29 protein-coding genes are annotated in these 25,105 nt (G+C 58.2%); 13 read left to right on the forward strand and 16 right to left on the reverse strand.

Translation table 11 applies throughout. The features are described from left to right. The first annotated feature begins 116 nt into the window (after nt 1–116). Nucleotides 117–701, forward strand: coding sequence for a YbhB/YbcL family Raf kinase inhibitor-like protein (locus QQL64_RS06885; RefSeq protein ID WP_284397461.1), 585 nt, complete (start codon nt 117–119; stop codon nt 699–701). On the opposite strand, the gene QQL64_RS06890 is transcribed toward QQL64_RS06885, so the two are convergent. Both QQL64_RS06890 and QQL64_RS06895 read right to left on the reverse strand, forming a co-directional pair. Beyond that, nucleotides 687–1,148 (reverse strand): hypothetical protein, encoded by a 462-nt coding sequence (locus tag QQL64_RS06890; protein WP_284397464.1) that lies wholly within the window; start codon nt 1,146–1,148, stop codon nt 687–689. The two genes, QQL64_RS06885 and QQL64_RS06890, sit on opposite strands and share 15 nt — an antisense overlap. A gap of 12 nt (nt 1,149–1,160) precedes the next feature. After that, nucleotides 1,161–1,532 (reverse strand): DUF302 domain-containing protein, encoded by a 372-nt coding sequence (locus QQL64_RS06895; protein WP_284397467.1) that lies wholly within the window; start codon nt 1,530–1,532, stop codon nt 1,161–1,163. A gap of 536 nt (nt 1,533–2,068) precedes the next feature. On the opposite strand from QQL64_RS06895, the gene QQL64_RS06900 reads away from it, so the two are divergent. After that, on the forward strand, nt 2,069–5,014 hold the full coding sequence (locus tag QQL64_RS06900; RefSeq protein ID WP_284397468.1) for a putative bifunctional diguanylate cyclase/phosphodiesterase: 2,946 nt from the start codon (nt 2,069–2,071) through the stop codon (nt 5,012–5,014). A 29-nt stretch (nt 5,015–5,043) separates the two neighbouring features. On the opposite strand, the gene QQL64_RS06905 is transcribed toward QQL64_RS06900, so the two are convergent. Together QQL64_RS06905 and QQL64_RS06910 are read right to left on the reverse strand one after the other, a co-directional pair. Further along, complete coding sequence (locus QQL64_RS06905) at nt 5,044–5,601, reverse strand: YqhG/Tai3 family protein (protein ID WP_284397472.1); 558 nt, start codon at nt 5,599–5,601, stop codon at nt 5,044–5,046. Between the two features lie 109 nt (nt 5,602–5,710). Continuing rightward, a complete protein-coding gene (locus QQL64_RS06910; RefSeq protein WP_284397473.1) occupies nt 5,711–6,262 on the reverse strand; it encodes an SRPBCC family protein in 552 nt (183 codons plus the stop codon). A gap of 85 nt (nt 6,263–6,347) precedes the next feature. Here QQL64_RS06910 and QQL64_RS06915 point away from each other — a divergent pair, with 85 nt between their 5' ends. Further along, nucleotides 6,348–7,682 (forward strand): amidohydrolase family protein, encoded by a 1,335-nt coding sequence (locus QQL64_RS06915; protein WP_284397476.1) that lies wholly within the window; start codon nt 6,348–6,350, stop codon nt 7,680–7,682. Nucleotides 7,683–7,723: 41 nt separating this feature from the next. Here QQL64_RS06915 and QQL64_RS06920 read toward each other — a convergent pair whose 3' ends face one another. Both QQL64_RS06920 and QQL64_RS06925 read right to left on the reverse strand, forming a co-directional pair. Beyond that, nucleotides 7,724–8,497, reverse strand: coding sequence for a DoxX family membrane protein (locus QQL64_RS06920; RefSeq protein ID WP_284397479.1), 774 nt, complete (start codon nt 8,495–8,497; stop codon nt 7,724–7,726). 35 nt (nt 8,498–8,532) lie between these two features. Beyond that, on the reverse strand, nt 8,533–9,096 hold the full coding sequence (locus QQL64_RS06925; RefSeq protein ID WP_284397482.1) for a YdbT family protein: 564 nt from the start codon (nt 9,094–9,096) through the stop codon (nt 8,533–8,535). Nucleotides 9,097–9,427: 331 nt separating this feature from the next. Here QQL64_RS06925 and QQL64_RS06930 point away from each other — a divergent pair, with 331 nt between their 5' ends. Further along, nucleotides 9,428–9,706, forward strand: a complete 279-nt coding sequence (locus QQL64_RS06930) for a hypothetical protein (protein WP_284397484.1) — start codon at nt 9,428–9,430, stop codon at nt 9,704–9,706. 38 nt (nt 9,707–9,744) lie between these two features. Here the strand turns inward: QQL64_RS06930 and QQL64_RS06935 are convergent, their stop codons facing one another. The 7 genes from QQL64_RS06935 to QQL64_RS06965 form a co-directional block, all read right to left on the reverse strand. After that, a complete protein-coding gene (locus QQL64_RS06935) occupies nt 9,745–10,152 on the reverse strand; it encodes a GFA family protein (protein WP_284397487.1) in 408 nt (135 codons plus the stop codon). Nucleotides 10,153–10,251: 99 nt separating this feature from the next. Next, nucleotides 10,252–10,773, reverse strand: coding sequence for a TIGR02391 family protein (locus QQL64_RS06940; protein WP_284397490.1), 522 nt, complete (start codon nt 10,771–10,773; stop codon nt 10,252–10,254). Continuing rightward, entirely contained in the window at nt 10,757–11,482 is a 726-nt protein-coding gene (locus QQL64_RS06945; protein ID WP_284397493.1) for a DUF5343 domain-containing protein, read from the reverse strand. The genes QQL64_RS06940 and QQL64_RS06945 overlap by 17 nt, the downstream gene beginning before the upstream one ends. Nucleotides 11,483–11,509: 27 nt before the next feature. Then, nucleotides 11,510–12,232, reverse strand: coding sequence for a hypothetical protein (locus QQL64_RS06950; RefSeq protein ID WP_284397496.1), 723 nt, complete (start codon nt 12,230–12,232; stop codon nt 11,510–11,512). 414 nt (nt 12,233–12,646) lie between these two features. Beyond that, the gene (locus tag QQL64_RS06955; protein WP_284397498.1) at nt 12,647–13,069 is read right to left on the reverse strand and encodes a hypothetical protein; all 423 of its coding nucleotides are present in this window, start codon (nt 13,067–13,069) and stop codon (nt 12,647–12,649) included. 124 nt (nt 13,070–13,193) lie between these two features. Next, complete coding sequence (locus tag QQL64_RS06960) at nt 13,194–13,523, reverse strand: hypothetical protein (protein WP_284397500.1); 330 nt, start codon at nt 13,521–13,523, stop codon at nt 13,194–13,196. A 79-nt stretch (nt 13,524–13,602) separates the two neighbouring features. Then, on the reverse strand, nt 13,603–13,935 hold the full coding sequence (locus QQL64_RS06965) for a low molecular weight protein tyrosine phosphatase family protein (protein ID WP_284397502.1): 333 nt from the start codon (nt 13,933–13,935) through the stop codon (nt 13,603–13,605). A 407-nt stretch (nt 13,936–14,342) separates the two neighbouring features. Between QQL64_RS06965 and QQL64_RS06970 the strand changes: the two genes are divergently transcribed. Then, on the forward strand, nt 14,343–14,828 hold the full coding sequence (locus tag QQL64_RS06970; protein WP_284397505.1) for an HXXEE domain-containing protein: 486 nt from the start codon (nt 14,343–14,345) through the stop codon (nt 14,826–14,828). A 63-nt stretch (nt 14,829–14,891) separates the two neighbouring features. On the opposite strand, the gene QQL64_RS06975 is transcribed toward QQL64_RS06970, so the two are convergent. After that, complete coding sequence (locus QQL64_RS06975) at nt 14,892–15,212, reverse strand: hypothetical protein (protein ID WP_284397506.1); 321 nt, start codon at nt 15,210–15,212, stop codon at nt 14,892–14,894. Between the two features lie 178 nt (nt 15,213–15,390). Beyond that, nucleotides 15,391–17,061, reverse strand: coding sequence for a urocanate hydratase (gene hutU, locus QQL64_RS06980; protein ID WP_284397507.1), 1,671 nt, complete (start codon nt 17,059–17,061; stop codon nt 15,391–15,393). A gap of 185 nt (nt 17,062–17,246) precedes the next feature. Here hutU and QQL64_RS06985 point away from each other — a divergent pair, with 185 nt between their 5' ends. The 6 genes from QQL64_RS06985 to QQL64_RS07010 all read left to right on the forward strand — a co-directional run bounded on the left by QQL64_RS06985 (nt 17,247) and on the right by QQL64_RS07010 (nt 22,395). After that, complete coding sequence (locus QQL64_RS06985) at nt 17,247–17,816, forward strand: hypothetical protein (RefSeq protein ID WP_284397509.1); 570 nt, start codon at nt 17,247–17,249, stop codon at nt 17,814–17,816. A 180-nt stretch (nt 17,817–17,996) separates the two neighbouring features. Further along, entirely contained in the window at nt 17,997–19,070 is a 1,074-nt protein-coding gene (locus QQL64_RS06990; RefSeq protein ID WP_284397512.1) for a catalase family peroxidase, read from the forward strand. After that, a complete protein-coding gene (locus QQL64_RS06995; RefSeq protein ID WP_284397514.1) occupies nt 19,070–19,612 on the forward strand; it encodes a cytochrome b in 543 nt (180 codons plus the stop codon). Before QQL64_RS06990 ends, QQL64_RS06995 begins: the two co-directional genes overlap by 1 nt. A 102-nt stretch (nt 19,613–19,714) precedes the next feature. Beyond that, entirely contained in the window at nt 19,715–21,226 is a 1,512-nt protein-coding gene (locus QQL64_RS07000) for a DNA-3-methyladenine glycosylase 2 family protein (protein ID WP_284397515.1), read from the forward strand. Then, entirely contained in the window at nt 21,223–21,750 is a 528-nt protein-coding gene (locus QQL64_RS07005; RefSeq protein ID WP_284397516.1) for a methylated-DNA--[protein]-cysteine S-methyltransferase, read from the forward strand. Before QQL64_RS07000 ends, QQL64_RS07005 begins: the two co-directional genes overlap by 4 nt. A gap of 99 nt (nt 21,751–21,849) precedes the next feature. Beyond that, nucleotides 21,850–22,395 (forward strand): cupin domain-containing protein, encoded by a 546-nt coding sequence (locus QQL64_RS07010; RefSeq protein ID WP_284397517.1) that lies wholly within the window; start codon nt 21,850–21,852, stop codon nt 22,393–22,395. 23 nt (nt 22,396–22,418) lie between these two features. Here QQL64_RS07010 and QQL64_RS07015 read toward each other — a convergent pair whose 3' ends face one another. Beyond that, nucleotides 22,419–22,898, reverse strand: a complete 480-nt coding sequence (locus QQL64_RS07015; protein ID WP_284397518.1) for a nuclear transport factor 2 family protein — start codon at nt 22,896–22,898, stop codon at nt 22,419–22,421. Nucleotides 22,899–23,019: 121 nt separating this feature from the next. Here QQL64_RS07015 and QQL64_RS07020 point away from each other — a divergent pair, with 121 nt between their 5' ends. After that, nucleotides 23,020–24,261, forward strand: coding sequence for a TIGR03862 family flavoprotein (locus QQL64_RS07020; protein WP_284397519.1), 1,242 nt, complete (start codon nt 23,020–23,022; stop codon nt 24,259–24,261). A 93-nt stretch (nt 24,262–24,354) separates the two neighbouring features. Beyond that, on the forward strand, nt 24,355–25,077 hold the full coding sequence (locus tag QQL64_RS07025) for a carbonic anhydrase (RefSeq protein WP_284397520.1): 723 nt from the start codon (nt 24,355–24,357) through the stop codon (nt 25,075–25,077). The last annotated feature ends 28 nt before the right edge of the window (nt 25,078–25,105 follow it).

The following is a 25,105-nucleotide window of genomic DNA, read 5'->3' on the forward strand; positions in this document are numbered from 1 at the left end:
CCACAACCGGCCAGGGACACGTCGCCAACCTAGGCTGATCGGGCATAGCTTTCAAGTAACAGATGAACAACAGGCTTCGCGCTAAGCTTGAGCAGAGCGTCAACCGGTGAACAGCCATGACACTGAAGAAATGGTCGGTTCGAGTCGCCCTAGGCGTCGTTATGCTTCTTCCGCTGTCGCTGGGCGTCGTCTGGGCGCTGCAACAGCAAGGGACGGCCGATATGGCGGGCAGTGCGTCGTTGCCCACGCTGCATATCGCCAGTTCCAGCTTCGCCGACGGCGACAGCATGCCTCCACGCTTGACCTGCGATGGTCTCAACCTATCCCCGAATATCCAGCTGCCCTCGCCGCCGGCGGGGACCAAGAGCTTTGCGATCGTGATGGACGACCCGGACGCTCCGATGGGTTTCACCCACTGGCTGGCCTATAACATTTCGGCCGATACCCGCGACTTGGCCGAAGGCGCATCGGGGCCGAAGAAACATCTTGATCATGGGGCGGAAGGCGTCAACAGCTTCGGTAATATTGGCTACGGCGGACCCTGTCCCCCGGAAGGCACACCGCATCACTACGTGTTTCGTGTCTATGCGCTCGACATAAATCCCGCCATGCAATCTGGCGAGACCAGGCAAGTAGTAGCTGCCGTGGTGAAAGGACACATTCTCGCCGAAGGCCAAATCACCGGGCTATACAGCCGTTGAGCCTTTCCTGCCTGGTATCGCTGCAGGCCCTAGCATCCTCATGGCATCGTCAACGCTAAGAAGCTTCGCGTCGTCGAAAATGTCCGCGGGTACCCACGTCGGATAAGGCACATCATGCGTTTCGTGACGACCTGCCGCCGTATGCTCCTCGTGCACTTGCGAAAGCTGACCTGGCTCGAAGCGTTCCGCCAGCCGCACCAGCGCAGGCCACAGGCGCCGATGAATCAACGTCACCTTTCCATTAATGAAGCGGCAAACAAGAATATCGGGCGATTCGGTGAGCTGCTGGAACATCGCAAAGATCTGATGACTTTTCGGATGCGCCCACCAGCTGCCCTTGATCGACTCACCGGCAATCACCTCCGCCATGCGCGGCACAGGTCCGCGCGCTGCCGTAAGCACGATGCCGTGCTCTTGAACAAAAGCCATTGCCTCTTCAAAGGTCATGCCTTACTTCATTCAGGTGCGAAGAATGCCCGCGACGAGGCGTTCTACCGGAGCAAGGTTTGCAAGCAACTCGGCAGGCAGCGCGTGTCGCCTGATGATGTATGCCGCCGAGTTGAGGATGACCTCCACCCGACCTGGCGATGGCTCGACAACAAGGGCCTTCAGCGGAAGATCCACACCGGATTGCGGATTGGCAAGCATGAGCGGCGTACCGGCCCTCGGATTGCCGAAGAGTATCAACGTGGTCGGCGGCATCGTCAGCCCGACTGCCAACGCTTCGGCACGCTGATCGATCGTGGCGAATACCTTGATGCTGCGATCCGCAAAGGCAGCGAGTAGCCGCTGTACGGTGTCATCGAAAAGATACGGACTCTTGAAACTCACGATTCCCGCTGCGTCGTCCGCATGAGTACTTGCAGAAGTCACGCTTCACCCCTCAATGATGCGCATGCCTGCGCTGATGACAGCGACGCCTACTCTAGATCAAGCACCTCCATCGAAAAGCGGCAAACCAGAGCGGTTATCTTGTTCTTTACGAATGATTCACATCGTAAATGTGATCTAGTCGTCAGTGTAGGTGTGCGGTTCAGTGGGATCTTGGCTTTGTCACGATTCAAATCATCGAGTCGACATTCCACAGGGGGAACGGTGACATGGGCACTTCTTTGTTCGCCGCAATTATCTGGTGCCTATGCACCATGGTGTTTATTCCGTTACCTGCCAAAGCAGCAAGCAGGCGGACGGCGTTTCGTCGCGCTATGGTTGAACCCGCCCCCAGCGTTGTCACTGAGGACACCCGCTTGCGTGCCCATGCGAGACCACGCAAACAACGCGACTGGGCCACGGGCACTAAAGGGGACTGATTTCAAAGGTACTCAAACCATGCAACACAAGCGCCGGGAGCCAGATGGGTCATACCAATGACAAACGCCCCTCCCAAAGTTCCATCTCAGCGAACCATTGTCGTATTCGGCAGCCTGACTGCCGTGATGCTGCTCGTGGTGCTGATAAACGGTCTTAGATCCAATCTCGCCTCACAGCTGAGCGAGAGCAGTCATCGCGTTAACGAAGTGGCCCTCAACGTCGCGCAAATGATGCGCACGCCCCTGCGCGCCAGCGCCAACGCGGTGACGTTCGTCGCAGAAGAATCGGGGCGTTTTCAACGCACGGCGCCCGAGCAGAGCGACGTACTTTTGAAGGATATCGTTGCGGAGATACTCCGGCGACAACCTCAAATCCTGAGCATTAATTTCATAGATACGAGTACACCTGGCCAAGCATCGTCACCACCCGGACCAGAAAGCGGTGCCTGGACATCGTGCGACATATACATACCTTCAGCGGAAAAAACGCTGTGTTTCGGCGCCATAGCAAAAACCCCGCGTGGTTGGACGCTGCCGATTGCGGCATCGGTAGGAGAGCATCGCTGGATCACCGAAGATATCCAGATTGCGGCGCTGAAGCGTTCCGTAGCGAATGTACCCAACACGGACGACGTATTCTTTGAAGTTGTCGACGGGCATGGGGGCGTGATCGCGCAGGGCGGCAATCTCGATGCCGCTGGTGCCGCCGCGCACGACCTCGGCGAGCCGTGGTGGGTTCAAAAGGTGTTTAGGTTGCACACATCGACCCCACTCCGCGCGACGGCGGCGGTAGGGTTATACCCGTTTACGGCGGTTGCCGGAATGACGTATCCAACGGCTCTAGCGCCTTGGCGTAAGCAAGTCGCCGCGGCAGCCCTCCTCTACTTTTTCTACTTGCTGGCCTTCGTGTATCTGCTGAGGGTCATGACCCGATCCGCGCGGATGCAGCGTTACTACATCCAGAGTTTGCAAGCCAAGTCGGTGGATCTGCACACCGCGCAGCGCGTTGGGCGAACCGCCATTTGGAAACTCAGCGACCATGCGAAAGGCTTCGAATGCACCGATGAAGGAGAGGAAATATTTGGCTTGCCTCACGGTCAGACCACGGCAAGCACGAAGGAATTCCTGGCGCTGGTGCTTCCTTCGGATCGACCGCTGCTGATCAATCACCTAAAGACCGCTTGGAAAAGCAGCGAGCCGCTGCGCGCAGAATTCCACATCAAAAGAGCCGACGGTTCAGTGCGCCGTCTATCGGCCGGCGGTCAAGTCGTGACCGACGCGGCAGGCACGAAGCGCATGACCGGTACGGTCGTGGACGTGACAGAACAGTGGGAGGCCCGCCAGCAGCAAGCGGAAAGCGAGCATCGCTTTCGTTCCCTGTTTGAACATAACCCGCTTCCATTTTGGGTGTTTGACGCGTCCTCCTTGAGGTTTTTGGAAGTCAACGACGCCGCGGTGCGCGCATACGGCTATACGCGCGAAGAATTCCTGGCGATGACCATTATGGATATCCGGGATCCGGAGGATCACGCCAAAGTCGCGGAAGATCTGGCGTCGCCGCGCGAAGCAAGACACCCCGCAAAGGTCTGGACGCACAAAACCAAGGAAGGCAAATCCATCGATGTGCGCATTCACACCGCCGACATTGCCTTTAACGGCTGCCCCGCACGTCTGATACTGGCCGAGGATGTCACCTCGCACCTGGCCGGCGAGCGCGAGTTGGCGTATCTCGCTTCGCACGATCTGATTACGAGGCTACCCAATCAGCACGCTCTGATTGGCTGGATGGATGGGCTTATCGCCCAGAATTCCGCGTTCGACGTCGCTTACCTTCAGCTGCTGGGAATGGACGCCATCGCAGACACCTTCGGCATTAATGTTTCCGCGGGCATTTTGCAGGCTGTGGCGGAACGCTTGATGCGGCTGATCGGTGACGGTGAATTCCTGGCGACGGTGACCCACGAGGCCTTCGTGCTGGCGGCCACTTCGGGTCACCTGACCTACGCGAAACTGCAAGCAGCAGCCCATTGCGTGACTGAGCCCTTGTACTACAAGGACACCCAGCATCAGATAGACGTTGTGATCGGCGTGGCCAGTCATCCGCAAGATGGTGTCGAAAGCGACGTACTTTTTGGGCGCGCTGCATTAGCTTCGCATGCGCATCTTCGAAGCGATCGGTCCATACACTACTTCGATCCCTCTATCGCGAAAAATTCGAGGGAAAAGTTGCATTTCGCGGCGTCCTTGAAGCGAGCGGTGAAACGCCACGAATTCGAAATGCACTTCCAGCCGATGACGAACTATCCCGACATGCGCGTGATCGGCCTGGAAGCATTGATCCGATGGCCACAAGAAGACGGCACACTCATATCGCCCACGGACTTCATTCCGATATGCGAGGAGTCCGGCCTGATCCTACCGTTGGGAAAGTGGGTTCTAAATCAGGTCGCCAAGGCGAGCCGCGAGCTGAAGGATGCGGGTTTCGATAACTTGCCGATCAGCATCAACATTTCACCCACCGAGCTACGCAGCAACGATCTCGTCGCGAACCTTCGCGCTGTTCGCGAAGCGTACTCACTTGGAAACAACGCGATCCACATCGAATTGACGGAAAGTAGCCTGATAGAACACCGGGACAAGGCGGTCGCTGTGATGAAACAATTGAGATCCGACGGGTTCGCCGTCGCGCTCGACGATTTCGGGACGGGGTTCTCCAGCCTTTCCTACCTGCGCGATTTGCCGATCGACATGTTGAAGATCGATCAGGCATTTATACGCAACGTCGACTGGGACGTACGCTCGGCGACGATTTGCGATGCCATCATTGCGCTTGGCAAGAGTCTCAAGATTCGCGTTATTGCCGAAGGTATTGAACGATCTTCGCAATATCGCTGGCTCTATCAGCACGGATGCGACGGCGCACAAGGATTTTATCTAGGTAAACCGGAGCGACTCTCTGCGTTCCTGGCACGAAGAACTCCTGAAAAATCTCGGGCGCCGTGACGTCGCACCACACATGTCCATGCCAGAACTTATTTGCAAAGCTCCGGATCAGTCAGCATGGATGACAGCAGCCTGCCCTTTCCGTAGCTAAATCCCCACTTGCCGCCATAGCGCAGATCGTCGATACGCCAAAGCCGTTTCGCCCCACCCTCGCGCACTAGCAAAACGGTATCCGTCCAGCGTGGATGATCTTTCATCCCCGCCTGGTCGTAACGAAAATGCACTGGAACCTGCGCACGCATACCGGAAACACGCGCGACCCCCACCTGAAAACCCGTAGGGCCTTCAAACAGGCTGGAAAACAAATCCCCTTCGATCAACGGCGGCTTGTCGCTCGGATACTTCTGGATGCAGATCTGCTGCTGCGCCTTGGCCGCCTGCAATGCCGACAGCAGTCGAGCGCTTAGATACGGCGTCAACACGCGCAGCTGCTGTTCGTCGGGCAAACCTCGAACTCTGAGCTGCGCGTTAGTGCGATAGAAACCATCCACCGTCGTCGCTGGCCCGGCGTTACCGGCTGGCGCAACCGCAAGCAATGCCTTTGGCATGAGCAGCAACGCAACAAACACGATCAAGTAGCGATACATGTCGACGCTCCCAAATCTCAGACAGGCACAATGATGCTAGCGGTTTTCCAATGATCCGGCGCTAACCAGCGCACCACCAAGCTCCATAGGAAACAACCGCGTCTGCACGTCAGGCAAGAAACTTCTTGAGCGGTTCCCAATAGTGATGGTGCCACCCCCAATCCAAGTGATCGAACTCGCCCGCGGGAAAACCCGTGTGATCGAAAGCGAGTGAAGATTCGGAGCCACGCGGTTTCAGTTCAAATCGAACGATGGAATAAACCCCGGCATCCCAGTGGGTCGGTCGCCATGCCTGCACAATGCGCTGATTAGCGATCAGCTCGATATGGCGTCCAACGATCTGACCACCGAACAATGAAAATGCGCCACCCGGCTTAGGCTCGATCTCAGCCGGCAGGCCCGAGAAGGCCGCGAACTGCTTGGCATCAAGCAGCGCTTCATAAATGCGCTGAGGGCTCGATTTGAAATCGATGTCGTAGTGCAGAGAAGTACGCGCCTGATTCGCCGCCGTGGCCGGCTTTTGTTGCATCGCCGGCTCCTGGGCCAGTGCCCTGAATGGGAAGCCGGCAACCAAACCGCCCAAGGTGGCGGCAATACCAGCGATGACCTGGCGGCGGGCTGGTACAGGGGCAAGGACCGTGGATTGGATTTCAGTTTTCATCGTGACCTCACAGCGATGTGAATATTCACGGGCCTGCTGATACTACAGCGTGATAAAAAGAGGAACATCCAGAAAGGGGGAAGACATGCGAATGCATAGACTTCGGCAGATCCCGACCGCATTGCTTGGCTGCATATTGCTCACTTGCGCCGCAAGCACGGCCGCGGCCGCAGACAACGTGATCGTTGGCAAACCGGCAGATCATGCCTGGCTGCTTAAAGCCGACCGTGTCTTCGACGCACGCAGTGAGCAAACGCATGCAGGCTGGGTCGTACTGGTAGAAGCCGACAAGATTGCCGCGGTCGGGCCCGCGACGGAGGTCAAGTCGCCACCCGGAACGCAAACCATTGAGCTGCCCGGCGCAACCTTGCTACCAGGCCTGATCGACGCGCACTCGCATATTTTCCTCCACCCATACAACGAGACCTTGTGGAACGATCAGGTTCTGAAGGAATCGCTGGCCTATCGCACCATCGAAGCAGTGCAGCACGTCCACGACACGCTGATGGCCGGCTTCACCGCGCTGCGCGATCTCGGCACGGAGGGCGCCGGCTATGCCGATGTCGACGTGCAACACGCCATCAACCAGGGCCTGATACCCGGCCCGCATCTGTTCGTCGCCACCCGCGCCACCATCGCTGCGCACTGCTACGGCCCGGGCCCGATGGGCTTTCGCACCGATATCGACCTTCCCCAAGGCGGCATCCCGGTCAGCGGCACGGCGCAGATGATCGACGCCGTGCGCGACCAGGCCGGCCACGGCGCGGACTGGATCAAGCTCTACGCCGACTATCACTGCGGCAAGAGCAGTGGCGCCGTGCCCACCTTCACGCAGGAAGAACTCAACGCAGGCGTGGAAGCCGCTCACTCGCTCGGCCTGCCAGTCGCCGTGCATTCCACCACGCCGGAAGGCATGCGTCGCGCCATCCTGGCCGGCGTCGACACCGTCGAACACGCCTACGGCGGCACGCGCGACGTGTTCGCGCTGATGAAGCAACACAACGTCGCCTACATGCCCACGCTCGAAGCGGAAGCCGCCTATGCCGAATACTTCAAAGGCTGGAAGCCCGGCCAACCGCCCACCGCGGACATGCAGCAAGCCGCCAACGCCTTCAAACTCGCCATGCAAGCCGGCGTCACCATCGGCTGCGGCAGCGACGTAGGTGTGTTTACGCACGGCACGAACTACAAGGAACTGGAGTGGATGGTGCGCGATGGCATGTCGCCAGCCCGCGCGCTGTTAGCAGCTACCGCCGTAGACGCGAAAATTCTTCGCCAGCAAGATGTATTCGGTCAGCTAAAGGCGGGGCTCGATGCCGACATCATCGCCGTACAAGGCGATCCCACGACCGACATCAGCGCCATCGAACACGTGCCGTTTGTGATGAAAGGCGGAGTGATCTACAAGCAGCCGGAATGAACAAAGCCCTGGCGTCGCCAAGATGGGTTTTGTCAGCGACTCTAACGAGGCGTTGAGAGCGGCCGCGCCAACGAATCCGCCACGACCCAGGCGCAACCGACCAGGGCAACATTCAAAACGTTCTCGGTCCAGATCCAACGACTTGTCGGGTTGGCCAGGAGCATCGGAAGGTGCACCAGCGGAGTAAACGACGCGTACATGATCGCCAGCAGGATCGCGGCAAGACGGGCCTTCACGCCCGTCAGGATCGCAACACCCGCCGCGATATGGGCAACCCCAGTCGCATAAGCCCAGAACACTTGCGAAGGCGGTAGCCATTTGGGAACCAGCGGGACGGTGAGGTTCATATAGAAAAAATGCGCACCGCCGAATAACACCGCACAAACCCCGAACGCTATTTGGCCAATGCGCGTGAGGCGAGCGGCCCGCGCCGCGTCGATATTGGCGTTAGCGGCGTAGACGATCAGCCCAGCCGCTGCAATCGCCAGCTGCTCTGCGGTGTCGCTGTAGCTGCCGTATTCAGCGTAATTAGCGAGCACCACGGCGCCGTTCATCAGGATGACGACGATGAGCGTGTAGTAGGCAGTGAGCGCTGCAGCGCCCCAGCTCACGGTCCGACGCCACGCGGTGGCGGCACCCGCCACGAGCATGAATACACCGGCGACATAAACCAGCGCGGTGCGAGCAGGAAAGTTATTCGGCACGGTCTGCCCCGGGTCGAAGTCTCCCAACGCCAGGCAGACGATGCCCAACGCCATCACGCCCAGGCCGTAAACGCGCCAGCCGAAGGCCATCGTCGTCTTTTCCGCGGTCATGATTTTCCCGCCTTCAATGAGTACCGTTTCTGCCGCTACCCTCGAGCCTGCTGTTGGGTCTCACGAATCACATCGTAAACCTTGCGTGCGTCGTCGATCAGATCAAACGCCGGCGCCTGCCGCTTGCTCATGCCGGGCCATGACGTGCCCGCCCACATCGCATACATCGGGTTGCTAGGGCCGAACGTGATACTGCCGCTGCGATCGGCTCTCTCTGTCAACGAAATATCGTTTAGCCCTTGAAGATTAAGACTCTTTACCTCGCGGCTCATCAACCCGCTGGAGATAATGACGCGCTGATCCGTGACACCGTAGTAGGTACGCGCGCGCTGGTAACTGTCGACGAAAAAACGTCCCACGATGATGTACAAACCCATCAGAACAAACGGGACGCCCCACAGCGAGAAAAAGAACGGACTGCCCTGTGAAGTAACCGAGTACTCCCAGAAGAAAGCAAAGCCGCCCCATAACAGGCTAAATGGAATCATCAGCGCATCGGTGGGGCGCAGACGCACGCCCTGACGCGGCATCCCGCTCCACAGCAGCCGCTCGCTGCGGCCAAGCTCTGGTCGCAGAACCTGTTCAACTTCAAAAGTCATTGTCGCTCCCCCTATCCCGCGTCACTTTATACAAGACCGCCGGCGGCGGAAACCAGCGTCTTTCCTTCGGCGCCGACTTGACGTCAGACATATTCAGTTCTAGCTTGCACGCGTCGCTGCCAAATCAGCGGCCGGGTGTGAGAACCCGACGACTCAAGGCGCAAAGCGCCTCCAGGCGCTTTTTCATTGCGCCAACACTCCCGCGCGTTTATGGCGGGCGTGTCGGGCAGGCTTCGGCCTGGCCGGTTCCTTGAGTCCCGGTTTCTCACTCCGGCACGTCCGCCGCCCGTGTGTCACGGGCGGCGTTGCCAATCGCGCAAAGGAGTGTTCGATGAAAGACCCCATCTGTCGTCCGTGGATTACCCTCAACACCCAATACTTCATCGCCCCCGTCGGCAGTCCGCTCGACCTGCTGGATGACGCCAACCTGCTGTTAGGCAGTGCGCAGGATCTGGCTCGAAGCCTGAGCGAAGCGATCGATCAAGCCGACAACATCAATAGCGAACATCTCGCCGGCGCGTTCTGGGGCTTGGCAACGCTTATCGAGTTGGGGCAAAGCTGTGCGAGAGAAGCGAACGAGCGCTTGCATAAGATCCGCGCGACGAAATGAGCTTGCAAACCCTCGCTACCAATTGCCGCAGTTTCCGACTAAGTCGGATCCTTTTCATAACCTTGCGTACCCGGTGGCAGCTGGACCCAAGAATGTTTGCGACATTCATAGACTGAATCTTGCGGCGCAGGAAAACTTGGATCAGCGAACGCGCCCACAGCGACGTTGACGTACGACAACTCACACCCTTCTTCGGTATGAAACAAGTTTGTGCCACAGACAGGGCAAAACCGAAACGTGTACTTGGTTCCTTGGTCACCAACGCGAACGTATTCGGTTGCATTACCAATAACCCTGAAAGGCGCCGCGAAACACGCCAGAGCAGCAAAGACGCTTCCGGTTCTACGTTGGCACGCGAGGCAGTGGCAAACACCGACTCCAAGTGATTCACCTTGAACCTCAATGGACAACTGTCCGCAGGAACAAGAAGCCGTTCGCTTAGTCATGACTTCCCCCAACGCGTTGTTCGTATAACTTAACTGTACCTAGAACCAGACAACTGAGAGGTCAACCCGGAGCCGTTTCCAGTTTTCGTAGCAAAGAAATCAACCCAGCGTTTCTCTCTTTCCATACAAGTATCCGGCACGCTCCAAACGACGAATCAACAACGATACGAATGCTAGATGATCGAGACATGTGTCAACGTCATCCATCTGGTCCACTTCATGTCCGCGTGGATTGCGAATTGCCACCACTCCACCAGAGAACAGAAATTTGAACCCTCGCTGCTCGTCGAGCTCACTCTGTCCGCTTAGACTGTTCAGCTTCAATGTTGGATTAGTCTCATTAAAGACTTCCATCATTAACTTTTCGCCTGCCTTATTGTTCTTCGAGAGCTGCTGAACGACCTTATCCAGATACTTGAATGCCTCGAAAGTTGACTCCGCATAGTGTCCGTCGTCAAAGAAAGTCCGGACTTTAGCTGGCAGCTCAGGATGCACGTTCCTTTTGTCAAAAGGGTGCAACTGCTGCTCTAGAACAGCCTCTAGCGAAGCACTTTGATCCGCGTTGGAAAAACCACTGGCTACACGGACGATTGATTCAAAATAGTCAAGGGCGTTTGCCATTCATTAGGTTCTCTCGAATGCTCTTGAAAATGTTGTCATAAGTCTCTTTGTCAGCGCTTGCTGGTAGGTTGATTTCAACGCGAACCGTTAAGGCCATACCTCGAACAGCTCCGTCAACCTCGCCTCCCCCATCACCGCCATCTCCATTTTCGCTCGCAAAAACCGAAGCTCTCGAGCCCACCTGGGACTTGCTAGATGAAGCCGATTTCGTAGCCCTGCTCTTCACTACAGGACTATCCGCTTTCTTTGTCTTCTGGGTAGATGTTTTTGGCAAATTCCCATCAAGCTTTCCACTGATCGTTGCAAGAGTCTGGAAAGTCCCAGCCTGTCTTCGACCGACAATGTCGCTGGTGTGGTCGGAACTACGGAAGAACGAAATCAGCCGATCTGAAGTCGCAGTCCAGGCATCCACGCCATGCAGATCGAAAAGCGATGCGTAAGCATCTTGGACTATGCCGGCAAAGCCTTTCTGAAATTCGATTTCGTCATGCTGTACGAGAACTGACGCGGCTTCAGCAATCTTGTTCCCCTCACCATCAATAATGTGAAGGAACCTAAGTGTGTTGACGATATATGTTTCGTTATTGGGCGCTATACCCAATTTCTTAAATGTCTCTGCCGTCACTTTTGCTGGAAACGATTTACGAAGCTGTGCGACTGCTGCAACCAAACCGCTCGCTCCGGATACATATGGATGCTTGTCAGCCATACTTATTTCTCCCAGTTAGATGGCTTTTTACGATTCGTCGTTGCGCGCTGCTAAAGCCTTTTTGACCTTCTTCAACATTGCATCAACAATTAGTAGGTCCTCATCCTCAGCAACGACGATTGTTGAGTTCAATCCCGGCCCCTTGAACGTTATTGAGTAATCACCAGGCCCCAACTGATCTGTCTTTTGAGCATTTTTTCCAACGATGCCGAACCCAGGGTTTTCCTTGCTATCGATATCGTCCAAAGTTGCATCAAGCGCTTCATTCCCGTTTGATTCGCCTATAGGAACTAAAACATTACCGGGTCCGATCATTCCCGCATGCGCAGCACCCTCCAAAAAATATGCACTCACTTTCGATGCTTGATCACCTGGAACGTCGAATTCCCGTATCAATAACTTCTCAAAGTGCTCCATTGGCAATGACTTGCTCTGGAAACGATCGTAGATAGCTCGAAACATCGGAGGCGAAAGAAGCGCAGTTCGAAGTGCGCTTCGCTTCTCCGATTCGTTGTATGCGAGTGCGTAGTCTCGATACGACTGCTGAAGAATAAGCTTTCCACTTTTCGAGCTGAGCAGGCCGTACTTAGTGGCAGCGGAGACCAATGCGGTAAAAGCGCCACCTTGCTTCCGGTTAAGGCGTTCCGCGGCCATCTCGGTCGTGCATGAGCCACCGAGACTGCTTACCGCATCAGCGAGCTCAATGCTGTTTACGAGCGAGGCTCTCGGGTAATCGACGTTCTTAGGCATAGTGAAACCTCCAGTAACCGCACTGTATGCAGTTTAAAACCAGAAGTCAACTAAAACTAAGAAAGGCCTAAAATTTGAGGTTTAAATAGTCTAAGATATTTATATAAGATGATGTTTTTATTATATAAATTAAATTAAGGCTACATGAGCATTCAATCAAGAGAGCATGGGAAGCTTTAGTTTTACTCCTTCGTGCACTGCACGGCGATGTCATACCCCGCATCGGCGTGACGCATCACGCCGGCAGCCTAATTGCTGAAGCGTCACCTCGGAGAGTTTTAAGGGACCTTGCGACCCCGATGCCGGCGCTAGGTATCCAAAAAGTTTCATGCGGTTGAACATCCGTTGTGGCTGACGCCAGCGCTTAACCGCAGCGACGAGTGCAGCGAGCTGGACAGCGACTGGAGCGCGCTGTTAGGCACTCCGTGTGCTCCATCGCCAACTGTCTCCAGATTCGCGCACGAATTTCGCCCAAACGTACCGCCAGGGAATGGCGATTACAGAGATCACCACCCCAAAGACGCAAGCCTGGATGGAGTCGGCGGTTCCCGGATCGATTTGGTTGGCGCGCCATAAAGGGAGTGCGATGGTAAGCAGCCATATCGACTTCCACGTCAGCTCGAAGAAGAGCAACGGCAGCATCTTGACGGGGTATCTAACGCCCAACATGGCCAAGACCTGTATACCGGCAAGCAGGCCGAACGTATCGCCATCCTTCAGAGCCCACTCGCTGGTGTGTTGAATCAACTTTGGCCAGACCATAAGGGCGAGCCCGACCGCAATCAGTGCGTACGCGGCCCTCAGGACGTACAAACGGAATGCTGATATCTCGGACATGGCGCACCTCAATATCGATTTGACGGGGAATGTCTAACGCCAAACCTAAGCGCCGTGCGTCCCGTAACCAATAAGTGCACCGGAAACTCCTCTTCCACGGTCCGCTTGAGCACATAGTTCGGCATCAACCCAACTCGCTGGCACGCTGCTCCGCTCTATGTGCAGTGGCATCATCGCTCGGTGATGCGAAACCATCATCTCGCAGCGCCTTGCGTACATCACGCTTCCAAGACTCGGCGCTTCTTTCGTCTGATGTCTTAGCTAGCGCGACAGTGTAGCGCTCCTCCAAGCGGTGAAATGCAGCAATGTCTTTATATGCCTGGATCAGTTTCCGCTTGAATCTTTCAGCTTCACGTTGTTTGACGGCGGCGCGGTACGTGAACCAGCCCGTCACGAAGCTGCCCAAGATCGCGGAAGTACTGGCTACTATCGCCAAGATCAATGTGTCGCTCATCTGATACCTAACGTCTAAGTTAAGCGGCGTAATAAGCGTCCGCTTGGACGAGTGGTTATATCGCAGGCTACGGCAGACGTCAGAGGGCCGGCAAGTACCTGGGCACTTTGATTTTGAGCAGCGCAATGAGATCGGGGTCCATGTACGCGTAATTGTCCGGGATCTCCAGACAGATCACGCGCTTGCCATCCAAGTAGGCCTTGAATTTGGCTGAGAGCTTGGAGCGATGAGCACGCTCCATGACGAAGATCATGTCAGCCCAGTTCAGTAACTCGGGAGTGACGGGCGTTTCGGCGCCATTGTTTAAGCCAGCCGAACGAGTTTCGATCCCGGGCCAATCGGCAAAGACCTGCTCAGCCGTGGGGCTGCGTAGCCGGTTCTGGCTGCAGATAAAAAGTATGTTACGAGCCAAGATTTTTCCTGCGGTCTAACGCCTGAGTTAAACGGCGTGTGTATGCGCGTCCGCTTGGGCGAATAGTTAGGGGCGTGCCGATAACCAAATGCCGACGACATCCCCCGTTGCAGCTAAAACGCCGACGAGTACTGCGCCAACCGTTGTCGATAGCGACCATTGGGAACGGATACCCGTAGCTAGTGCGATACCGCTTGCGATGCCGAAAGCAGGCCAGAGTTGGACGCCATGAGGCACAAAAAAGCCGAACATATACATGGCCGCAAGGACACCTACGAGAGCACCCGCAAACGCCTTACCGACGGAAACTAAGAGTCGCATTTCATCTCCTTCCATCTAAAGTCTGAGTTAAAGCGCGTACGGTGATAAATTGAGTTGCGGTCCTATCCATAGTGTGGGAAGACCTCATGCCAAGTGAACTGATTGGAACATCGGCCCTCAGCATTGCTGCCCTAATCTCCATCGTCCTAACCATGTTGCGTCACCCTCGCTGGACAGACACCGTCAGCATCGAACGCGTTTCGCGAGTCTTTTTGTTCGGCCTAGCTGCCCAGTGTCTGCACTTCATGGAAGAGTCACTGACGCATTTTCCTGTACGGTTACCTGAGCTTCTGGGCCTTCCGCCTTGGCCGGATGACTTCTTCGTTGTATTCAACTTGCTATGGCTCGCTGTATGGATTCTATCGTCCATCGGACTGCGTGCCGGCTATCGCGTAGCGATGTTTCCTATCTGGTTTTTCACCATCTCATGCCTCGTCAACCTAATCGCCCATCCCATCCTGTCGCTCGCCGTCGGTGGATATTTCCCAGGCCTGCTGACATCGCCTCTGGTGGGCTTGTTCGGGGTGTGGTTGGTGATGCGGCTGATAGCGCTCACGCGGCCATCGCGTTGAGGGCTCAGTGGTGGTGATTCAGACAAGTTGAAGGGTGCCCGAGGCGTCCGCTTGAATGGTTAGTTAGGCACCTTGCTTGAGCGCGCCATATGAACGAAAAAGCAATGAGACTCCCCAAATGCCGAGCGCTGCATACAAGATGTAGAGCACCGCAGAAGACAAATAGATAAACGTATACCAAGGTCGCACAGCTGGTAGAAAGGCAGGAATAGTAACGGCAAAAAACGACAACAATGCAGTTATGGTTGATAACGTCAGGATAAGAAAACTCTTGTGATGGTGCTTAGAGTAGGCGTGAAGTTGTAGCCAAAGCAGCGCGCCGGCGTTACACAGGGTGGCAGCTAGCATCAAGTAACTTGCGATATGGATCGCATCCGTATTCATTGCCCTTCTCCCTGAAGCGCGTAACTCTAATTCGACCCCCAAAAATGAGACATCGCGTGGTGCAATAACGCCACGCGCGTCTTCCCTCCCCTGTTTATACGACAAATCCACCCCGTAAAAAATTACACCCTCAAAAATGAGGGTGTAATGGCTTACTAAATGGCGTGTGGCCGACGATTCAAATCATCGGCAACTTGAGCCCCTGCTCCTTCGCGCACTGCACGGCGATGTCGTATCCCGCATCAGCATGACGCATCACGCCCGTACCCGGATCATTCCACAGTACGCGCGCAATACGCTTGTCCGCCGCCTCGGTGCCATCGCATACGATCACCACGCCGCTGTGCTGGCTGTAACCCATGCCGACGCCGCCGCCGTGATGCAGACTTACCCACGTAGCGCCACCGGCGACGTTGAGCATGGCGTTCAGCAGCGGCCAATCGCTCACTGCGTCGCTGCCGTCTTTCATGGCTTCGGTTTCACGGTTGGGGCTGGCCACGGAGCCGGAGTCGAGATGATCGCGACCGATGACGACGGGCGCTTTAAGTTCGCCCTTGCGCACCATTTCGTTGAAGGCCAAGCCAAGCTTGTGACGCTGGCCCAGGCCGACCCAGCAAATACGCGCGGGCAAACCCTGGAAGCTGATGCGCTGTTCGGCCATGTCCAGCCAGTTGTGCAGGTGCTTGTCGTCGGGGATCAGTTCCTTCACTTTGGCGTCGGTCTTGATGATGTCTTCCGGATCGCCGGATAGCGCGACCCAGCGGAACGGACCCACGCCGCGGCAGAACAGCGGACGCACGAACGCCGGCACGAAACCGGGGAAATCGAAGGCGTTGGCGCAGCCTTCGTCTTTCGCCATCTGGCGGATGTTGTTGCCGTAGTCGAAGGTGGGAATGCCTTGCGCGTGGAAGGCGAGCATGGCTTCCACGTGTTTCTTCATGGATTTCTTGGCGGCGTCGCGCGTGCCTTGCGGATCGCTCTTGCGACGCTCGAACCACTGCTCCACGGTCCAGCCCTGCGGCAGGTAGCCGTTGACGGGATCGTGTGCGCTGGTCTGATCGGTGACGGCATCGGGCTTCACGCCACGGCGCACGAGTTCGGGCAGTACATCTGCAGCGTTGCCGAGCAGCGCAATGGATTTCGCTTCGCCGGCCTTGGTGTATTTGGCGATGCGTGCGAGTGCGTCGTCGAGATCGGTGGCTTGTTCGTCGACGTAACGCGTCTTGAGGCGGAAGTCGATGCTCTTCTGCTGGCATTCGATGTTGAGCGAGCACGCGCCGGCCAACGTGGCAGCCAACGGCTGCGCGCCGCCCATGCCGCCGAGACCCGCGGTGAGAATCCACTTGCCCTTCAAGCTGCCGTTGTAGTGCTGGCGGCCCATTTCCACGAAGGTTTCGTAGGTGCCTTGCACGATGCCTTGCGAGCCGATGTAGATCCACGAGCCCGCCGTCATCTGGCCGTACATCATCAGGCCTTTCCTATCGAGCTCGTTGAAGTGTTCCCAGTTGGCCCAGGCCGGCACCAGGTTGGAGTTGGCGATCAGCACGCGCGGCGCATCGGGATGGCTCGGAAATACACCGACCGGTTTGCCGGATTGCACCAGCAGGGTTTCGTCGTCGTTGAGGTCGCGCAGGGCGCGCAGGATGGCGTCGAAGCACTCCCAGTTACGCGCGGCGCGGCCGATGCCGCCGTACACCACCAGTTCGGCCGGGTTCTCGGCCACGGCTGGGTCCAGGTTGTTCTGGAGCATCCGGTACGGGGCTTCGGTGAGCCAGCTTTTGCAGGTGAGCTCGGTCCCGCGCGGGGCGTGGATGATACGGGTGGTGTCGATGCGGGTGGGGGCGTTCATCGGAATTCCTGCAACTGCCATGGGAAAGTCCCAATTATGGTCGCCCCGTTTCATGGCCGCCAACTGCGGTGCGGCAAAAAAGCGTGCCCGCGGGTAGCTTCGGGAGCCAATTGACAGGCATTTGACAGGCGCCCAGACTCGCGAAGGAATCCGGAATGGCCTGCTTAACCGACGTAGGAGGCCTTATGAGTGCGATAGGCTCGACGTACCGGACTGCTGCCGTTGCTGCTGCCATGCTCGTTGCCGCGAGCGCCGCGGTGGCCGCCGACAAGCACACACCCAGCGATGCTCAGCTTATTGCCAGCGCCATGCGGGCAGCACCACCAGGTGTCGCCAAGGAGGCAACCATCATCGCCATGGACGCCGATGGCACGATGCGCACAGTGCGCAAGGGCAGCAATGGTTACACCTGCATGCCGGACAACCCAGCCGCGCCTGGTCCGTCCCCCATGTGCATGGACAAGAATGCGTTGGAATGGGCTCAGGCGTGGATGGCCCACAAGCCACCACCCGCCGGCAAAATCGGCGTGATGTACATGCTTGCAGGCGGCACGGATGCCAGCAACACCGATCCTTACGCAAAGCAACCGCTGCCGAACAACCACTGGATAAAGACAGGACCCCATTTCATGGTGGTAGGGGCCGACCCTACCTTCTATGACACGTACCCGAAGAGTCCCGATCCAGACACATCCGCGCCCTATGTGATGTGGGCAGGCACGCCCTATGAACATTTGATGGCCCCGGTGAAATAACCGGCACTCCGAAAACTGCAGCCCAACAGTTTCAAAATCGACGCGTCCGGCGCATGACCGATGCGATTTGCCGAACAAGCACCGATGTGCCTGCGCAGGGATAGCGTGCGCCAATATGTAACCGTAGACCCGCGGAGCTCGAAGAACTAAACGGCCTTTTCCATTTCCAGGACATGATCCATGCAGGCTTCACCTCCCCTCTCAGGCAGCAGCATAGTTCTGCGATTCGCACTCATCGCGGCCATCCTTTTGATCACGGTGCTCGCCCTCGGCTATGTCGGCGGCTGGCTGGCGCCGCAGCGGCTGACCGCGCAGCGCATGGTCAATCAGCTGCAGGCCAACGCCGGCGTGTTTCCCGGCTTTCGACGCAATCACGCCAAGGGCGTGTGCGTAGCGGGTTATTTCGATAGCAACGGACAAGCGCAGCCGTATTCCGCAGCGCAGGTGTTCGCACCGGGACGCACGCCGGTGGTGGGACGTTTTGCGATTCCGGGCGGCAACCCGTATGCGCCCGATAGCAGCGTGCCGATCCGCAGCATGGCGTTGCGCTTTACACAGGCGAACGGCCTGCAGTGGCGTACCGGCATGAACAGCATGCCGGTGTTTCCGGTGAGCACGCCGCAAGCGTTTTTCGAACAGTTGCAGGCGCAGCAACCCGATCCTGCCACGGGTAAACCGAACCCAGCGAAAGTGGCGGCGTTCTTTGCAGCGCATCCGGAAACCGCCTCATTTCTTGCATGGATAAAGGCGGCAAAACCGTCGTCCAGCTTTGCGACCGAAGGCTATTGGAGCTTGAACGCGTTTGTCTTTGTCGACGCAAGCGGCGCACGACATGCGGTGCGTTGGCGCATGGTGCCGGAAGCGAATGCGGATACCTCGACGGCCCAAGGTGCGGATTATCTGGACGCCGATCTCACGCAGCGGCTTGCACAAAGCCCGCAGCGCTGGCACCTGATGGTGACACTCGCCAACCCAGGCGACCCAACTGACGATGCAACCAAGGCATGGCCATCCGACCGGCGCGACATCGATGCCGGCACATTGGTGCTTACCAGCACCGAGCCACAAGAAAGCGGTGCGTGTCGCGACATCAATTACGACCCCTTGGTATTGCCGAACGGCATCGCAGCATCGGACGATCCGTTGTTGCCTGCACGCTCGGCCGCGTATGCCACGTCTTACCTGCGTCGCACCAGCGAAGAAGCCCATCTGCCCGGCACAGCCGTTGCGCACACACAGCCGGAGATCAAGTGATGAACGCATCGTCCACACGCTTTGTGCTGGCTGCACGCGTATTGCACTGGCTGATGGCCGCCATGATCTTGTCGATGCTGTTTATCGGCGTCGGCATGGTGGCCTCCGTTTCGGAGCGTCACGAATGGCTGATCGGTATCCACAAACCGCTAGGTATCGCGATACTTGTGCTCGCTGTGGTGCGACTCATCGTGCGCTTACGCAACCCACCACCGCCGCTGCCGGTCGATCTGCCTCCCGTGCAGAAGCTGGCGGCGCTTGCATCGCACTGGCTGCTGTATGCGCTGATGCTGGTGATACCGCTGGTGGGTTGGGCGATGCTGTCGGCGGGCGGTTATCCCGTGATGCTTAGCAGTTCACTGCGGTTGCCGCCGATCTTCCCGGTGAGTCCGGTGGCATTCGCGGTGTTGCGGCACGCGCACGCGTGGCTCGCGATGCTGCTATTCCTGACTTTTCTGGCGCATTTGGGCGCGGCGCTCTATCACGGGCTCATTCGCAGGGATGGTGTGTTGCCGAGCATGGTCGGTGGCCGATCAAAATAGTAGCCCGGGAGTGGAAGAAGCTACGCGCGGCAATGCCAGTCGATGGGTATTGATGTCCGAAAACGGCGAGTTTAGTGGGGGAGACGGTGCTAGCCTTTAGGCATGTCCGAGCCCTCCCCCATCCCCACGCTCGATCTGCAGACCTGCGAACGCGCACGGCTGAGCCGCGATGCACGCTTCGACGGCCTATTCTTCATCGCGGTCGCCAGCACCGGCATTTATTGTCGTCCGGTGTGCCCTGCACCTGCGGCCAAGCCTAAAAACGTCCGCTTTTTCAACACAGCTGCGGCAGCGGAAGCAGCAGGGTTCCGGCCTTGCCTGCGCTGCCGGCCGGAACTGGCTCCGGGCAACGATGCCTGGCAACGCAGCGACCACGTGGTGACGCGAGCGTTGAAGCTGATCGAAGGTGGTCTGCTGCAGGATCATCCTGTAGACGTGCTCGCGGAACGGGTCGGTGTGGGTGCGCGGCAGTTACGACGGCTGTTCGTGGAACGGTTGGGTGCGCCGCCGATCGATGTGCACACCACGCGACGCCTGCTGTTCGCCAAGCAGTTGCTGACCGAAACGCGCATGCCGGTCACGGATGTCGCGCTCGCTTCCGGATTCGGCAGTTTACGTCGTTTCAATGCTGCCTTTGCGCAAGCCAATCGCATCGCGCCGCGCGAATTGCGCCGTCACCCGCATGCCGGCAGCAACGACAGCCTTAGCCTGCGCTTGAGTTATCGGCCACCTTACGACTTTGCATCGTTGCTGACGTTTCTGCGCGGCCGCGCCCTGCCCGGCATCGAAGTGGTCGACGACGAAAGTTATTCGCGCGTATTCGGGCCACCGGATGCACCGGGCTGGCTGCGGTTGAGCGCATGGCCCGGCAACGAGTATGCGCTGCGTCTGCAACTGCATTGTCCGCAACCGGCACAGATGCTGACGGTGGTCACCCGCATCCGTCGCATGTTCGATCTGGATGCCGATCCGCAAGCCATCGCCGCTGCCTTGCAGACCACGCCGCATGTTCGGCCCCTGCTGCGTAAACGTCCTGGCCTGCGCCTGCCAGGCAGTTGGGACGGCTTTGAAGTGGCGGTACGTGCGATTCTCGGCCAACAAGTCAGCGTTGCGGCGGCGCGCACGTTGGCATCGCGCATCGTGCAGCGTTACGGTGAAGCACTGCCCGTGGCCGTAGCGCCGGGTTTGGAACGCTTGTTTCCGACGCCCGATGTGTTGGCCGATGCAGACCTGCGCGCGCTCGGCATCACGACGGCGCGAGCGGAAAGTATCCGCGGCGTGGCGCGCGCCGTGTTGGATGGGCGGGTGGATTTTCGCGTCGAGCAATCGCTGGATGAATTTGTCGTGCGCTGGGTGGCGCTACCCGGCATCGGCGAATGGACCGCGCATTACATGGCGATGCGCGCACTCAGTCATCCGGACGCCTTCCCCGCTGCCGACCTGATCCTGCGCCGCGCGGCATCACGCGGCGACGACATGCTGAGCACCAAAGCATTGACCACACTGGCCGAAGCCTGGCGCCCGTGGCGCGCTTACGCGGTGATGCACCTGTGGCGCAGCATGAGCGACCAGGCAAAGTCACCGCGCCCACCCCGTCAGGGAGCGACCGCATGAACATCGCACACGACACCATCTGGTATGACCCCCTGCCCACACCCATCGGCGATTTGCTGTTGGTTGCCGATGCTCAAGGGTTGCGTGAGGTGTGGTTCGAAACAGGGCGGCATCGAAAATCGCCCGATCCCACTTGGCATCACGATCCGTCCAAGCTCGTGTTCGCGCGTCGCCAGCTGGATGAATATTTTGCGGGCGAGCGCCAGATGTTCGATCTGCCATTGCATCCACTCGGCACACCGTTTCAGCTGGATGTATGGCATGCACTAGCCAAGATTCCTTACGGCGCCACGGTCAGTTATGGCGAGATGGCGCGGCGTATCGGCCAGCCGTTGGCCGTGCGCGCGGTAGGCGCGGCGAACGGACGCAACCCGCTGCCGATCGTACTGCCTTGTCATCGCGTGATCGGCAGTGACGGCAGCCTTACCGGCTTTGGCGGTGGCTTGCCGACCAAGCGTTTCCTGCTGGCACTGGAAGACCGCGTGCTTCATGGCGATCTATTCGGTGAAAGCATTCGGGGTTGAAACCTGTCGCTGCGATTGAAGCGGCACAGCTGGGTAGATGCCTTTGCATGTACCTTGTAACGTAGGTTCACCCGACATAAACGCAGCGACGATCTTCCGATGAGCGCCGATCAATCCGTTATCCATCGCATCATCGATCAATTGGACCTGCAGCCTCATCCGGAAGGCGGCTTTTATCGCCAGACTTACCGCTGCGATGAACGCATTACGCGATCATTACCCACTGGGGTTGTTACCGAGCGAAGCGCTTCGACGGGCATCTATTACATGCTGAGCGGCGATGCCTATTCCGCGTGGCACCGCATCGACTCGGATGAGATGTGGCACTTCTACGCGGGCGATCCGCTGTCGATCCACATGCTGGATCAGCAGGGTGAATGGATCACACATCGACTCGGCAACATGCTGGAACAGCCTGACGCGGTGTTTCAGGCGGTAGTACCAGCAGGATGCTGGTTCGCTGCGGAACGCCATGGAACGGAAGGGTTTTCGCTGGTGGGATGCACGGTAGCTCCCGGCTTCGAATTCGAGACGTTCGAGCTGGCGAATGTTGGCGACCTTCTGCGTCGTTACCCTGCCCATGAGTCAGTGATCCTGCGGCTTGCGCCAGGCAGGGATGCGGGTACGACGATTTCCGAGCGTTGAGCGCGCAAGCTCAAAAGGGTTTACTAAAGACCTAGATCGCTCAAGCCTGGGTGGTCATCGGGCCTTCGCCCTTGAGGCCAGTGGAATTTTCGCTCCGCAGCCGCGATAGGCAGATCGTTGATGCTTGCATGGCGCTCGGCCATCAAACCGTTTTCATCGAATAGCCAGTTCTCGTTACCGTAGGAACGGAACCAGTTGCCGGAATCGTCGCGCCATTCGTAGGCGAAGCGCACGGCGATGCGGTTACCGTCGAACGCCCATAGTTCCTTGATCAACCGATATTCCAGCTCGCGTGCCCACTTGCGGGTAAGGAATCCGACGATGGCTTCGCGGCCGTTGACGAATTCGGCGCGGTTTCGCCAGCGGCTGTCGGTGGTGTACGCGAGGGCGACACGCGATGGCTCGCGGGTGTTCCAGCCGTCCTCGGCGAGTCGGACCTTTTGGATCGCCGTTTCGCGGGTGAAGGGTGGCAACGGTGGGCGTTGTTCGATCGTGGTAGACATGGCGCGCTCTCGGTGGCTTGGCCGGATTCATGCAGGATGGCAGAAGAACCTCTCGCACTGAAATCGATGAGGCATGTTTCTGCCGACGTACAATGGACAACTATCGTCATCGCGACACGCCATGTCTACAGCGGAACATCCCCATTCGAAGCTAGTCATCATCGGCGGCGGCCCCGCCGGGCTGATGGCTGCCGAGGTCGCACGCGCGCGTGGCATCGAGGTCGACTTGTACGAAGGCAAAGGTTCGGTCGGACGCAAATTCCTGATCGCCGGCAAAGGTGGCATGAACCTGACGCATGGCGAACCCAAGCATGAGTTCGTTCAGCGCTACGGCGCGCGTGCGCACGAGGTGGGCGTTTGGCTGGACGATTTCGACGCCGACGCTTTGCGTGAATGGGCGCGCAGCCTGGGTGTGGAGACGTTTGTCGGTAGTTCTGGCCGCGTTTTTCCCAGCGATCTAAAAGCCGCGCCGCTGCTGCGCGGCTGGGTCCATCGCCTGCGCGAAAGCGGTGTGCGCTTTCATGCACATCATCGCTGGCTCGGCTGGAACGAAGACGGTGCGTTGCGTTTCGCGACGCAGAACGGCGAACGTTCGATTCAAGCTGCCGCCGTCGTGTTGGCGCTGGGCGGCGGCAGTTGGCCGCAACTGGGTTCCAACGGCGCATGGCTGCCGTGGCTGGCTGCGCGCGGTGTGGACATCGCGCCTTTGCAGCCATCCAATTGCGGTTTCGACATCGGCTGGAGCGATCACCTCGCGGCTCGTCACGCTGGTGCACCGTTGAAACCGGTCGCGGCTTATTGGCGAGATGGCGCTGGCCACGAACACACGCGCCAGGGTGAATGTGTGATCACCGCGACGGGTATCGAGGGCAGTCTCGTCTATGCGCTTTCCGCCGGATTACGCGACACCATTGCCGAGCAGGGTCATGCCATATTGGAGCTGGATCTGGCACCCGACCGTGCATTGGCGCGCTTGCAGCATGACCTCGCCAAGCCGCGAGGCAGCCGCTCCTTCAGCGAGCATCTGCGCCGACAGGCCGGCCTTACCGGCGTGAAGGCGGCTCTGATCCACGAGGTGCTCGACAAGAAGCTGCTCACGGATGCGGATATCGTGGCGCAAACCATCAAACGGCTACGGCTGCGCCTTACCCAGCCACGCCCGATGGCCGAGGCCATCAGCAGCGCAGGCGGCGTGCGTCTTGAAGCGCTGGACGGCAACATGATGCTCCGCGCACTACCGGGCATTTTCTGTGCCGGGGAAATGCTGGATTGGGAGGCGCCCACCGGCGGCTATCTGCTGACCGCCTGCTTTGCCAGCGGTTACCGCGCCGGGCGAGGCGCCGCCGCGTGGCTGAAGGGCTAACGCACGCCACCTTCCAGAAAATAGGAATACCCTGTCCAAGCTGAACTATGGTCTTGCTGGAGTCCGATCCATCAACCTAAGTGGAGACGTGCCATGTGCGATCACCCTTCGCATTCGTTGCAATCGCGTCGTCAGTTTCTTGGAGCCGGTCTGAGTCTGCTCGCATTGAGTGCATTGACACCGTTGAGTGCATTCGCCGACGCATCACCGCCACAAAATGCTATCTCGCCCAGCGTGGCACTGCGCCGCCTGCTGGACGGTAATGCGCGCTACGCTTCCAATAAGATCGATGCGAAGGATTTCTCGGCGGGCCGTGCAGCGCGCGTCAAGGCTCAATATCCGATCGCGGCGATATTGAGCTGTGCGGATTCGCGCGTAGCGCCGGAGCTTGTGTTCGACCAGGGGCCGGGCGATTTGTTCGTAGTGCGCGTGGCCGGCAACTACTTGAGCAGCGACAGCCTGGCGAGCCTCGAATACGCTGTGGGCGTGCTCAAAGTACCGTTGATCATGGTGCTGGGGCATACCGAATGCGGTGCGATCAAAGCAACCATCAGCGACATTAAGCAACCTGCTCCGTTGCCTGGGCATATCTGGGACATCGTCGATGCAGTACGCCCAGGTATCGCCAAGGCAGTAGAAGATGGTGGCGACAATGTGCTCAGCAATGCGATCGGCGCGAATGTGGATTACAACGTGTCGCGCGTGAAGTCGGCGCAGCCCGTGCTGTCGGAAGCGGTTCAACAAGGTGGCATGCGCGTGGTCGGCGGGGTGTACGAGCTGGCTACCGGTAAGGTCTTGATGCGGCCTGCTGCTTAACGTCGCTGCTGCAGCCCCTCTCCCTTTG

The sequence above is a fragment of the Dyella lipolytica genome (genome assembly GCF_030160075.1).
Classification (GTDB): Bacteria; Pseudomonadota; Gammaproteobacteria; order Xanthomonadales; family Rhodanobacteraceae; genus Dyella_B; species Dyella_B lipolytica.